The sequence below is a fragment of the Eubacterium multiforme genome (genome assembly GCF_030813415.1).
Classification (GTDB): domain Bacteria; phylum Bacillota; class Clostridia; order Clostridiales; family Clostridiaceae; genus Clostridium; species Clostridium multiforme.
This window is the reverse complement of the sequence record NZ_JAUSUF010000002.1, coordinates 196,516-209,365: the sequence shown is the minus strand read 5'-3', so window position 1 is coordinate 209,365 and position 12,850 is coordinate 196,516. Positions and strand designations below refer to the sequence as shown.

The 12,850-nt window shown below is 22.9% G+C and carries 16 protein-coding genes; 10 read left to right on the top strand and 6 right to left on the bottom strand.

Annotation, left to right across the window (positions count from 1 at the left end; translation table 11 throughout):
* Window positions 1-11: 11 nt before the first annotated feature.
* On the bottom strand, window positions 12-1,277 hold the full coding sequence (locus J2S18_RS05015; protein ID WP_307484062.1) for a CapA family protein: 1,266 nt from the start codon (window positions 1,275-1,277) through the stop codon (window positions 12-14).
* A 144-nt stretch (window positions 1,278-1,421) separates the two neighbouring features.
* Window positions 1,422-1,865 (bottom strand): hypothetical protein, encoded by a 444-nt coding sequence (locus J2S18_RS05010; RefSeq protein WP_307484059.1) that lies wholly within the window; start codon window positions 1,863-1,865, stop codon window positions 1,422-1,424.
* 217 nt (window positions 1,866-2,082) lie between these two features.
* On the opposite strand from J2S18_RS05010, the gene J2S18_RS05005 reads away from it, so the two are divergent.
* The gene (locus J2S18_RS05005; RefSeq protein WP_307484056.1) at window positions 2,083-2,622 is read left to right on the top strand and encodes a hypothetical protein; all 540 of its coding nucleotides are present in this window, start codon (window positions 2,083-2,085) and stop codon (window positions 2,620-2,622) included.
* Between the two features lie 55 nt (window positions 2,623-2,677).
* Here J2S18_RS05005 and J2S18_RS05000 read toward each other — a convergent pair whose 3' ends face one another.
* Complete coding sequence (locus tag J2S18_RS05000; protein WP_307484054.1) at window positions 2,678-2,917, bottom strand: hypothetical protein; 240 nt, start codon at window positions 2,915-2,917, stop codon at window positions 2,678-2,680.
* A 195-nt stretch (window positions 2,918-3,112) separates the two neighbouring features.
* On the opposite strand from J2S18_RS05000, the gene J2S18_RS04995 reads away from it, so the two are divergent.
* From J2S18_RS04995 to J2S18_RS04970, 6 genes are all read left to right on the top strand, one after another.
* Entirely contained in the window at window positions 3,113-3,946 is an 834-nt protein-coding gene (locus tag J2S18_RS04995; protein WP_307484051.1) for a pyridoxamine kinase, read from the top strand.
* A 99-nt stretch (window positions 3,947-4,045) separates the two neighbouring features.
* On the top strand, window positions 4,046-4,915 hold the full coding sequence (locus tag J2S18_RS04990) for a glucose 1-dehydrogenase (RefSeq protein WP_307484047.1): 870 nt from the start codon (window positions 4,046-4,048) through the stop codon (window positions 4,913-4,915).
* Window positions 4,916-4,939: 24 nt separating this feature from the next.
* On the top strand, window positions 4,940-5,065 hold the full coding sequence (locus J2S18_RS04985) for a hypothetical protein (protein WP_307484044.1): 126 nt from the start codon (window positions 4,940-4,942) through the stop codon (window positions 5,063-5,065).
* A 150-nt stretch (window positions 5,066-5,215) separates the two neighbouring features.
* Window positions 5,216-6,247, top strand: a complete 1,032-nt coding sequence (locus J2S18_RS04980; protein ID WP_307484042.1) for a DUF6398 domain-containing protein — start codon at window positions 5,216-5,218, stop codon at window positions 6,245-6,247.
* Window positions 6,248-6,393: 146 nt separating this feature from the next.
* Window positions 6,394-6,894 (top strand): DUF308 domain-containing protein, encoded by a 501-nt coding sequence (locus tag J2S18_RS04975; protein ID WP_307484039.1) that lies wholly within the window; start codon window positions 6,394-6,396, stop codon window positions 6,892-6,894.
* Between the two features lie 69 nt (window positions 6,895-6,963).
* Complete coding sequence (locus tag J2S18_RS04970; RefSeq protein WP_307484036.1) at window positions 6,964-7,881, top strand: hypothetical protein; 918 nt, start codon at window positions 6,964-6,966, stop codon at window positions 7,879-7,881.
* 28 nt (window positions 7,882-7,909) lie between these two features.
* Here J2S18_RS04970 and J2S18_RS04965 read toward each other — a convergent pair whose 3' ends face one another.
* The gene (locus J2S18_RS04965; protein ID WP_307484033.1) at window positions 7,910-8,533 is read right to left on the bottom strand and encodes a hypothetical protein; all 624 of its coding nucleotides are present in this window, start codon (window positions 8,531-8,533) and stop codon (window positions 7,910-7,912) included.
* A gap of 67 nt (window positions 8,534-8,600) precedes the next feature.
* Here J2S18_RS04965 and J2S18_RS04960 point away from each other — a divergent pair, with 67 nt between their 5' ends.
* Complete coding sequence (locus J2S18_RS04960; protein WP_307484031.1) at window positions 8,601-9,632, top strand: 3'-5' exonuclease; 1,032 nt, start codon at window positions 8,601-8,603, stop codon at window positions 9,630-9,632.
* A 21-nt stretch (window positions 9,633-9,653) separates the two neighbouring features.
* Here the strand turns inward: J2S18_RS04960 and J2S18_RS04955 are convergent, their stop codons facing one another.
* The gene (locus J2S18_RS04955) at window positions 9,654-10,082 is read right to left on the bottom strand and encodes a divergent PAP2 family protein (RefSeq protein ID WP_370873758.1); all 429 of its coding nucleotides are present in this window, start codon (window positions 10,080-10,082) and stop codon (window positions 9,654-9,656) included.
* 169 nt (window positions 10,083-10,251) lie between these two features.
* Here J2S18_RS04955 and J2S18_RS04950 point away from each other — a divergent pair, with 169 nt between their 5' ends.
* Together J2S18_RS04950 and J2S18_RS04945 are read left to right on the top strand one after the other, a co-directional pair.
* Window positions 10,252-10,950, top strand: coding sequence for a LytR/AlgR family response regulator transcription factor (locus J2S18_RS04950; RefSeq protein WP_307484025.1), 699 nt, complete (start codon window positions 10,252-10,254; stop codon window positions 10,948-10,950).
* A 255-nt stretch (window positions 10,951-11,205) separates the two neighbouring features.
* Complete coding sequence (locus tag J2S18_RS04945; RefSeq protein ID WP_307484023.1) at window positions 11,206-11,829, top strand: hypothetical protein; 624 nt, start codon at window positions 11,206-11,208, stop codon at window positions 11,827-11,829.
* Window positions 11,830-11,891: 62 nt separating this feature from the next.
* On the opposite strand, the gene J2S18_RS04940 is transcribed toward J2S18_RS04945, so the two are convergent.
* A complete protein-coding gene (locus tag J2S18_RS04940; RefSeq protein ID WP_307484021.1) occupies window positions 11,892-12,710 on the bottom strand; it encodes an LssY C-terminal domain-containing protein in 819 nt (272 codons plus the stop codon).
* Window positions 12,711-12,850 lie beyond the last annotated feature (140 nt).

Below are 12,850 nucleotides of genomic sequence, written 5' to 3'. Positions count from 1 at the left end.
ATAGGTTGTCTTTAAGGAAAAGATTTTGTTCCTAATGAATTTTCTCCTAAAATACTTTTTGTACTTTTAAGAGAATTTAATGCACGATTATAAGCTGTCTCAGAAAGATTAAATTTATTTTTATCATTAATTACCTCTTCAACAGGTATAATTCTGTGAGTAAATAACTTATTTCCTTTAGGTTCTCTATATACCCATGTAGGAATAATTGTATAATCCTTTAAATATAATTTATTATTTTTTAACCCTAATGAGAATTTTAATAATAAACCATCTTCAGTTAGATAATTATGAACCTCTTCATAACATTGATTAGACAAAAAATTTCCTTGAGAATATATTACAAAAGTTGAATGACCAGAATTATTTTTTATAATTTCATAAGGTTCTATAACATGAGGGTGACTTCCTAATATTATATCAACTCCTAATTCATTCATTTTTTTTGCTATTTTTCTTTGAATAGGATTAACTTTTGTGCTATATTCATCTCCCCAATGGAAGGAGCCTATTATAAATTCAACACCATTTTTTTTCATATCATTTATTGAACTATCAATACTTTTGTAAAGTGAATTTAAATCATCATAGCTAAAGGAATTAATTAAAGGATTAACATCCTTTGGAATTGGAATTGTATTTATTGAGTTTGGACCAGTTCTATAAGTATAAGAAAATAGTCCAACCTTATGTCCATCTATGTTATATATTAAATAATTTTTATCAGAAGTTTTTTCTTTAACTCCAAGATTTAACAAACCATTTCCAGTACTTTTTGACATTGTACTTTTTACCCCTCTAGTACCCCCATCTATAACATGGTTAGATGCATAATTAATTACATTAAATCCAACACTTTTTAAAGATTTTAAAAATCCTTCTGGAGAGTTAAATGTAGGATAACCTTCTGGTTTGCCTCCATTTACATTCCCTTCAAAAACTCCTATACTAAGATTAGAATCTTTTATGTAACTTTTAACATATTCAAAGCTTTTATCAAAATTATAATTTCCATCCTTTGTTTTAGCACCAGCTATTTGGGCATCATGAGTCATCATATTTCCAACAGAAGTTACGGTGTAAGTTTTTTCTTTATGTTTTAATATAACATTTGGTGTGGTTTCTGGTTTTTTAGAAAATAAGCCATAAACCTTATAAGTACAGAAACTTAAAAATATTATACATAAAAATAAAAATACATATTTTCTTAATTTAAGTTTTTTCTTATACTTTTTATTTCGTTTAATTTTGTTAGTTTTTTTAGACTGTTTAGTCATTTTATCCCCCTCATTTTGTAGTTAATAAGATTTATTATCATTTATATATTACTAAAAGGAGATTCAGAAAACAATAAAAAGCTAAAATATAATTTTAACTTTTTATTTATAGAGTTTGTTATTAAATTTTAAATTAGTATAATTTTAAAATGAATTTAAGATCATACTATAGTTATAATTTATGGTAGATATAAATTCATTATGAAATTCAAAGGATACTCCAGTCCACTCAATGAATTCATCTAAATTATTGTTTAGTTTATTTAAGTCTAAAGTTCTATTTAAAAAATCCCTTATTGAATCCTTGCTTTTATCTAACATATTCAATATTTGTTTAATGTTTTGGTAAGTTACATTACCCCTATTTATATATTTATCTAAAGTATGTGTGTAAATTGAATAAGAAATTAAATTTGTAAAAGTTTCTATTGGTACTTCATTTAAATAATCTAAGTTTTCAATTTTACATTTATTGAAAAACTCAATTAATAGTTTATTAATCTCATTATTTTCTTCAATATAGTTAAATATAATTCTTTCTATGCAATTTCTTTTGTTATAAATTTTTTCTAAGCTAGATATGTCCACAATATCAATCCTTTCTTTTTGTAATAACCCTATAATTTCTCCTTTGTTTATAATAATAATTCTATAAAAGTTATTAAATTTCCTTCCAAAAAAAGTAAAAAATATGCTGTTAAATTAATAAATTTATGTAATAAAAATTATTAATATGAAAAATAAGAATAAATATATATTAATTGGAAATTATATTAATGAGTTTTAATTAAGGATGTGAATTAATATGAATAAATCTATAAAAATATTAATGATTACAAGCTTATCTATAATTTTTAGTGTAGTTATTTTAAATAAATTTTTTTATACAAACAAGGTTGTAGAAACAATATCTAATAATAAAGAGAATTGGAATAGTATAACCATAACTGAAGATGATAATTTAATATATTCAAAAATAAATTCATCATCAAAACTTAAACTAGAAAAGATAGAATATAATAAATTAAACTATAGTTATGTTGGTTATAATGGTAGAGCTATAAATAAATTTGGAACTTTAGATTCTATTGGAGATAATATATGGGTAGGGTATGTAAATGATAATTTGTATGGTATTACTTATTGTAAGGTAATTATTGATAATGAATATATAAAGATTCATAACGAAAGATTAAATAAGAATTGCATTACTATAGAAATGTTTAAAAACTCTAATAATAAAATAACTGAGTCTTTTAATTATAATTTAAAAGATAATACTAAAGAATTTATTTTAGATAATAAAAAAGGAAAAACTAAAATAGATAAAATTAAATTTTTATAAGTTTATTTAATGGGGAAATAGGTTATTAAAAAACGCCTATATTTAGGCGTTTTAATTAATAATCAATTCCACAAGATTTAATATTATCTTTATTGTCTGAACTACATGGAGTTACTGCATAAGTTGTATGACATTTAGGACATTTAGTAATTAACTTATTCATAATAAAAGTTTCCCCACAAGAACAATTTATTTTATGTTCTACTTTTGTTTTCATATCCTGAAATCCTTTTTCTCTAACTAAATCTGCAATTTTTTTACCATCATTTCCAAGTGATGAACATCCACATCCCATAACTAAATACCTCCTAAGATTTAAATTAATTTTATTATATACAATATTAAATTTAATTTCTGTATCCTATGTTACATAATATTTATTTAACATGAAAGTACCTTAAAATCAACAATGGTCTAAAACATAGCTAAATTTTAAAATATTTATAAAATATGGTATTCTAATTATAAATATTTAATAGGAGATTTTTTTATGGATATAAAAAAGAGAGTAGTAGTTATAAATGATTTATCAGGAATTGGGAAATGCTCTTTAACTGTTGCAATACCATTATTATCAGCTTTAAATATAGAAGTATGTCCTGTTCCTACAGCAATATTATCAAATCAAACTGGATTTAATGAATATTCCTTTTTAGATTTAACAGATAATATGAAGGAGTATTTAAATATCTGGCAGAAAAATGAAGAACACTTTGATTGCATATATACTGGATTTTTAGCATCAGATGAACAAATTGATATAATAAAAAATTTTATAAAATTTAATTCTAATGCAATGGTTGTAGTTGATCCTATAATGGGAGATGATGGAGTAGAGTATGATACGCATAAAAATGGGATATGTACAAAAATGAAAGAATTAATAAACGTAGCAGATATAGTTACTCCTAATATTACAGAAGCTATGATTTTATTAGATAAAAAAGGAAATATTAAAAATTTATCAATAGATAATATTAAAGATTTAGCTATAGATATTTCAAAAATAGGACCTAAAATTGTTATAATAACTGGAATTATACTAAATAATCAAATAATTAATATAATATATAACAAAAATAATAATAAATTTTCTTTAATAGAATTACCTTATAATAATATTTCATATAGTGGTACTGGTGATATATTTTCTTCACTAATAACAGGTTTTGTTATGAATGGGTTAGATATTGAAATAGCAGCCAAAAAGGCTTCTAACTTTATATTAAAAAGTATAGAGGAAACAAAAAATACTAAAAGAAACCCTAAATATGGAATAGAATTTGAAAATTTAATTAAAGATTTAGTAGTAGATAACCTATAAATAAAATTATTGTGTAATAAAATTTTTAGTTACTTTAAGAATATTAAATATTATATAAGCAAAAAATAACTATGACATTTAACTATTGAGGTGATAATAATGATACAAAATAGTTTTCCTAAAAATTTTAATGCACAAGAAGAATTAAATCAGCCTGGAAAAGAAAAAGATATGGAGATAGCACCTATATATTATAATGAAAATTATATAAACAATGGTAAAAGATTAAAAGATAAGGTTGCTATTATTACAGGTGGAGATAGTGGAATCGGAAGAGCAATCAGTTTATCCTTTGCAAGAGAAGGTGCTAAAGTTGTAATAGTTTATTTAAATGAGGAAGAAGATGCAACTAAAACTTTAGAATTAGTTAAACAATCAAACTCTGAAGGAATTATAATTGCAGGTGATGTAGGAGAGGAAAGTTTTTGCAGGGAAGTTATATCTAAAACAATTAATAAATTTAAAAAAATTGATATTATTGTAAATAATGCAGGTGAGCAGTACACTGCTAATTCTTTAGTAGATATTACATCTGATCAATTACTACATACATTTAAAACAAATGTTTTTTCAGCTTTTTATATGGTTAAATCAGCCCTTCCACACCTTAAAGAAGGTAGTAGCATAATAAATACAACTTCAATAACTGCATACAATGGACATGATAGACTAATTGATTATTCATCATCTAAAGGAGCTTTAACTTCATTTAATAGGAGCTTAGCATTAAACTTAGCTAATGTAGGTATAAGGGTAAATGCAGTTGCACCAGGGCCTATTTGGACACCTTTAATACCAGCTTCCTTTAATAAAGAGGAATATAAAAAGTTTGGATCAAAAACTGCATTTAAAAGGCCAGGACAGCCAGTAGAATTAGCTGAAGCTTATGTATTTTTAGCAAGTGAAGGAGCTTCATTTATAACTGGAGAAACAATTCATGTTAATGGTGGAGAAATGGTTAATGTATAAATTATTAAAGAGAAGGTGATTTAAGTGGGAAAAAATAAAGAGAAAAGTGGAAAATTTTCTAATGCAAAAGTTAAAAGCTATAGAGAAAATTATGAAAATCAAAATACTTCTACAGAACAAAAAGGTATTTCAAATAGTATACAAAAATAATCTAAATATGTAGAGAAGAAACTATAATTGCTTTCTTCTCTATTTTTTATAAAAAAATATATAATTAAATTTATTAGTGAAAATTTTTATTATATAAGTTATAATATTAAAATATGATTTAGTTTAATAATGATTACTTAGGAGGAGTAAATGAAATATAGTATAAATGTACCAAACGAATTTAGTGTTCGTGTTGATGAAATAATAGAAAAAATAGATAGTTTTTGTATTAAAGTTTTAAATGATGAATATTTAGAAAAATGTATTAGATTAACAGAGGTATTAGCTAATAATGAAGAAAATAAATTATTAAGAGGTAAAAGCAATACTTGGTCTGCAGGAATAATACATGCAATTTTCTTTGTTAATGATACTCTTAACAAAAAAGGAATAAAAATGGATGAATTAGCAGATTTCTTTGAAGTTTCAGAAGGAACTATAGGAACAAAATCAAGAGAAATTAGAAAATTATTAAATATAGATAAAACATCTAAAACTTGGAAAATAAAAGAGGAAAACAATAAATGCTCATCTTGTTGTGATAGTGAAAATAATGTTATTGATTTATTTGATAATGCATTAGAAATAGATGATGTTGAAAAGGGAGCTGTAGAGCTTAGAAAGTGTGCATCTATTTTAAAGAATGATCTTGGAGATGATTATTTTAAAAAATATATGGGACAGATAGGAGTAGCAGCTGAAGGAGATTTTTATTTAACAGTATTATCTACTTTATCAAATTATGAATTTGCATTAGGAAATTATGAAGAAAGTTTTAAAATAGAAAAAGAGCTATTAGAACTAGATGAATATGATTCAAGAAATGTTAGACATTCTATTATTTTTAGAGCATTAATCAATAAAGATTATGATTATGCTAAAAAAATATTTGAAAAATATAATGATGAAGATTGTATATTCTTTAAGTATGGAAAAGTTTTATATTATTATTATAAAGATGATAGAAAAAATGCTAGAAAGGCCTTGAAAAAAGCTTTAAAGCATAATGCTAATTTTATAGAATGTTTAGTAGGTAATATACCTACAGTTCAAGATGAAATTGATTCATATAAAAAGGGAAGTATTGAAGAGGCAAGCCTTTGTATAGAGTATAGCTTACCACTTTGGACAAATAAAAAGATAGGTGCTTGGTTAATAAAGGCATTAAATAAGATAAAATAAAAAAAGTAGGGAAACCTACTTTTTTATTTTATAAAGATAGTTTTATTAATTTAGCGTAACAAAGTATTTACACTAAGTTTATAGTGATAGTTTTTTTATGGTAGTATACTTTAACTATAAAAATTTATCATAAGGAGATGGAGATTATGGAAAATATGGAGGATTTAGCTGACAAGTTATTTTTTGCCCAGTGTATTTTCCTTGGATTAGTAGGAATAATGTTTTTTATATTTCCTATAACATCAATAAAATACTTTACAATATTTTCAGGAAGTTTCATTGCTATTTCTGGATTATTTAAATTAATAAATTCTTTTTCAATAAAAGAAAGAGTAATTAATTCAATATATGGTATTTTAGATATGTTTTTTGGTTTATTATTAGTATTTACTAATATAACTTCTATAGAAAATTTAGTGCTTTTTTATGGAGTTTGGGCAGTTGTTAGGTCAATAATTTTATTATTTGGAGAAATAAAATATAAAACAATTGGATTAAATTTTAAAACAATATATATAATAATTTTAATTAGTATAGGTGCTTTAATTATAAAGTATTCTATAGTAAATATATTACTTGCATCTATATTTATAGGAAGTTACTTTATAATTAATGCAATATGTGAGGTTTTTATTTATTTAAAATAATATTGTTTTAATAATAAATAGATTGTAGTCATAAGTATATATAAGAATGTATCAATGGAGGTACTTGTTTTGAACTTTCTTCTTTATTTAGATGAATTATTAGTAACTGGATTATCTTCAGTCATTGCAGAAGGGTATATTGAAATATTAACAAGAAAAAGGGTATGGGATAGATCATTACTTGGTAGATTTAATATTGAAAATAAAGAAACAAATTTTTGTGAAGATAGATATAGTAAAGAAAAAAAAGAAGGATATAAAAATTATACAAATTCTGATTCTAATACATATACTTGTGGAATAGACGATAATAAAACAATAGAAAATAGAGGTTGCCTTAGATTAGAAGAAGAAGAAAAAAGAATTTATACAATGTTTAGCTTTCATAGAAATATATTATTAGATTTAGAAAATAGAGGTAAGGTAAAAAGTACAAATGACGTTTGTTCTGGGAATGTACAAGAAGGGGATTATGTTAAATTAAAAGGACTTCTTTGCAGTGAATCTTTAAGTTCTTATATAGATTCTTTAAAGAGTATAATAGATTGTTTTGGATGTGATAAGTTGAATGATTTAAGAGAAGATAAGGGAATAATGGATTTTAGTGTAATAGATAAATTTTTATCTGAAATACAATTAAAGTTACATCTAAATGATACAAGTGATTTAATATTAAAATGTGGGAATAAAGATTTAGTTATTACAATAAATAATAATTATTTCTTAAATAATCACACTAATAAATATGATCACATAGATTGTAGTTGCAACATTTTTGGAAAGATAGTAAAAAAGTGCTGTAATGATAATGAGGATATACATTTTCTTAGAAAAACTGGACAAAAGGATTTTTATGAAGATATGTTAAATATGTGTATTCCAGCGTTTGATTGTCTAAATAAGATTGGAATTACCCCTCCAACTTGTCCTAGGACTAAAATGATTGAAAGACCATATCAAATAATTCCAATAAGTATATATATTTAAAAAGGCACTAATAGTGCCTTTTGTATTTCTAAAAATTTAATTTTGATTCAAATTGAATATTTAGTTTTCCATTAGTAAGGGAAGCCTTTTTTATTAAAATACCATAATCTTTATTTAAAGAAATTATAATATCGTCATTTGCTTCATCCTTTGACAGTATAGAATTATTTGGTATGTAATTAAATATATAAGATTTAGGAACTGTTATAAATCCAACCTTAGTATAATTATAGTGAAGTATAGCAGAATTATTAGCTGCCTTTACTGTAAAATTACTAATTGCTTGAAGAGGAATTCCTTTATAATCAAAATTAATATATAATAATAATTGATTATCATTTATAATTGTTCTTATTCCATTTAAATTTTCTGTATTTATGTTACTATTATTTATTGAATAAATTATTAAATCTGTTAGTTCATTATCAGTAAATGATGATGAAGATTTAAATTCTATTCCAGAAAGATTTAAATCAATATTATTAGGAATAAGCTTTTTGATAATTGTTTTAGGGGTGGATTCTACTTCAGAATTAATTGATTTTACTTGTACTTTAGGTTCAAAACTAATTTTATAGGTAATGAAAACTGATACTATAGCAATAACTAGTATTAGCAATATTACTAATAACCTTTTACTTGTTTTACTCATTATAAACACCTCAAATTTTATGAAATTTAATAATTATAATTATATCAATGAAGGGATCAATATACAAATGAACAATGAAATAGAAGCATATTATTACATAGATGGAAGAAGTCCTAATTATAATTTACAATATCTTATTAAAGACATAAAAAATAATAAGGTATTAATTAAAATTAGGAAAAAATTAAAAGAAGAAAATTTTAAAATAGCATATTATCATGGTTTATACTATGTATGTAAAAATATACTTTCGCTTATGGCATTAAAAGAGATAGCTAATGATAGTAAAATAGTATTTTATACAGATCAAAAGGACTCAGTAGAAAAAATAAATAAAAAAAGGTTTTTAATTAAGGAAGAATATGAATATATAAAATTCTTTTTAAATAAATTTTATTCTTATGAATGTAAAGAAGTTTGTAATATTAAAGAAATAATATATAAAGAAAAAAAACCTGCAATAACACTTTATATAAAATGCAAAAAAGCTGGGAAAGAATATAAAAAACTTATAAAAAGAAATAGTACATTAATTAAATTAAATAAATATCTTAAAAGTGCAGAAGAACTTATTTTTTTTGATTTTGAAATGAACTGTGTTGGAAATTTTAAGGATGTAGAAATAATAAGTATAGGGGCAGTAAAAACAACTTTAGATGGTGAAATTTTGTCACAGTTTTATAGTTGTATAAAACCTAAAAATATATACAGATTAACTGATAAATGTATAGAAATAACCTCTTTAAAACAGGAAGAAATAGATAATGCAAAATGTTTTAAAAGTGTTTTTAAAGAATTTGAAAAGTGGTGTGGTAATAATAATAAATTATTTTTATATTGGGGAGGAAATGATATTGCTGTTTTAAAAAATGACAGTAATAGAATTAAAGAAAATATAAAAATAGTAAATAATATTATTGATTTTAATATTGATTATCAAGAAGTTTTATGCAAGGATATTTTAAATTTAAATAATTGCCTATCACTTAAAAATGCAGTATTAAAATATAATTTAACCTTTGATGGATCTCAGCATAATGCATTAGATGATAGTTATAATTTAAGTAAACTGTATTTTAAAGAAACAAAAAGAAGATAATTATAATAATTATCTTCTTTTTTATAATGGAAATAAAATTCCTACTAATATTCCAAGTAAAGTTCCTCCTAATACTTCAAAGGGAGTATGTCCTAACAATTCCTTTAATTTTTTATGATTAAAAGTAAATTTATTATCATTTGATAACATTAAATTTAATATTTTAGCATGTTCTCCAGCAGCTCTTCTAATTCCAATTGCATCATACATAACAATTGATGCAAAAACGAAAGAAAGTGCAAAAATAGGAGAAGCAAAACCAGTTGTTCTACCTATTCCAATAGCTAGTGAAACAACAAATGCTGAATGTGAACTAGGCATTCCACCAGTTTCAAATAATCTTGTTAAATCAAATTTTTTATTAGAGATATAACCAAAGGGTATCTTTAAAAATTGAGCTAAGAATAAAGCCGTTAAACTTAAAATGATTAATTTATTTTCTACTAACAATATAATCACCTCCATATTTAAGTATTAGTTTTATTATACTGTTTTAAACAAAAAATAGTAGTTCTTAAAAGAAAATTTTAATTAAAGTATGTGAACAAAAATTAAAAATCTAATTGTTAATATGTGTTAATAAAGATAATATGATAAAATAGTCAAGGGGAGGAATTATATGATTAATATTGCTATTTGTGATGATGATTGTGAATTTTTAAATTTTTTTGAAAAAGAATTAGAAAGTATTTTTGGTTTGTTAAATGAAGATATACATATAAAAAAGTATTATGATAGTTTAAAGTTTGTTAAAATGTATGAAAAAAATTTTTATAATATAGTTTTTTTAGATATATGTATGCCAAATATTAATGGACTAGAAGTTGCTGAAAAAATACGTAAAGTAGATAAGAATGTAGAAATTGTTTTTGTAACTTTCTTTGAAAAATGTGTTTATAGAAGTTTTAAATTTAGACCTTTTAGATTTATTAGAAAAAATAAAATAAAAGATGAGCTTGAAAATGTTATAAAAGATTTTATAGATTATAAGAAAAGAGATATAGAAAATCTAGCATTTAAAATTAAAGATGGATTTATTAATCTTAATAAAGATGAAATATTGTATTTTGATGTTGAAAATAGAAAAATAAAAGCACATACAGAAAAGCACATATATCATTTAACAAATTTAAAGTTTAATGATATTGTTGAAAAACTTGAAGATAACGGATTTATTCAAGTACATAGAGGGTATTTAGTTAATATAAAATATATAAAGGAATATAAAAAAAGTAATATTAAATTAACTAATGAAGAATATATACCTGTTAGTAGATATAAAATAAATGAAGTAGAGCAATTATTTAACATATTTTAGGCTGGTCTTAAATTTTTCTAGATTCTTAGAATAACTTAAAATATAATCTAATTAAAAAAACTACCTTAAAAATATAATAATTTTTAAGGTAGTTTTTTATAAATATAATAGATTAAATAAATTTTAAATGGCTTTTAGTTAATAATTAAATCTTACTGTTAAATTGTAAGATATATCTTTAGGTTTGTAATAAAAAGTATAAAAATGATAATACTAAATTAGAAATGATAGACATAGCTAAAAGGAGAGATATATATGCCTATACCATTAATAACTTCTATAATTTCAGCAATTTCTATTTTAGCAGGTTCAGCAATGGGAGCTTGGTTTAGTTGGCTAATAAATAATAAAATGCACAAAAGAAAAATGAGAGAAGAATATAGTATAATAGAAGATAATAGAAAATATGAGGAGCAATTTAAATTTAAAGAAATTTGTGCTAATGCAAATCTAGTAAGGTTAGATGTATGCACTTCAATATATCAAAGCATAAGAACTTTATTAGAAAGAGAAAGTTCCTCTTATATATATCCAATTCCAATAAATAAAAACTATTCCTGTGCAATATCTACATTAAGTGATAATTATAGTTTAAAAGAATTAAGCTACCTATATCAATTATATGGAATAATAGAGCGAGTAAATAATGATATATTAAATTGCAACTTTAAATCAAATGAGGAAATAGAAAATGTACTTATTGGATTTGAAATTATATTAAATAAAATATATGGAGAAAACTTAAAAAAATTTTTAAAAATAAACATTGATAATATTTCTTATAAAGATCTATATGATAATGAGTATATAAAATTAGGTTATAAGGAAATTTTAGAGAAGCTAGATAACTTATGTTATAGAGAAAACATAAATAATTAAATATTATATTAAGAGGCAGCAAAAATAACTTTTACTGCCTTTAATTTTTAAATATAAAAAGTCTATAATTTATCCTTTGTTTTAAGTGTTATAAAGGGTAGCCTACCATCTGTATATATACGATCACCACCACCATTACGTCCATGATAACTACTTGTAAAATGATCTACAAAATTTATTTTTTCTATAGCATTATTTTCTTTTAATGAATTTATAACAAAATCTCTTTCACCATCTACATTTGGGTCAATTTTATGGGTTATTTGTCCTGTAAATAAGGATAATCCAATATTTTTGTCATAAGTTGCAGATGCAAGCCAATCAGCTTGTAATCCACCAGGTAAATACCAATCTTTCGGCGTTTCCCATAAGCGTATGTGATGCCTTTTTCTAGGAGTTCCATGAATCTCTTTTTCAAAAGCTATATCCTGTTTTCTTGAAAACAAAAATAAAGAACTTACAGGGGCACAAGGATAGGATTTTGATAATACACTTGCAACTCCTATTTTAATTGATGATTTAAAATTAAGATTATCTGCAATATGCCAACCATTCAGTTCAAATGCTTTAATTAAATCCTCTTTAGTACCATAAAATGCTATATTAATAGGATCTCCTAATAATCCATCATTTGTTTTTGTTCGTCCTATAAAATAATCAGGTAAATAAAGTTTTGTTATTAATCTAGTTGCAATAGGTAAAATTATATATGATATATAAAACCATAAAGCTATATATAAAATAATATGTATTTGTCTTATAAATAAACTAGAAAATATTGCACGATATAATATAATTGCTAAAACTATAGTTAAGATAAACTTTAGAAGTCTTAATATTGAATTTAACTTATTTTCACAAAAATTTATTGTATATTTCATTTTAATAACCTCCTTTATATAAATATAGTTTTAAATAATATTCAATTCTAACTATATCACTTTATATTTATTTTAACATAGTATCAATATCTTAAGATAAATTTAAGGTATAAATAAGAAATTCTAAATTGACATTAACT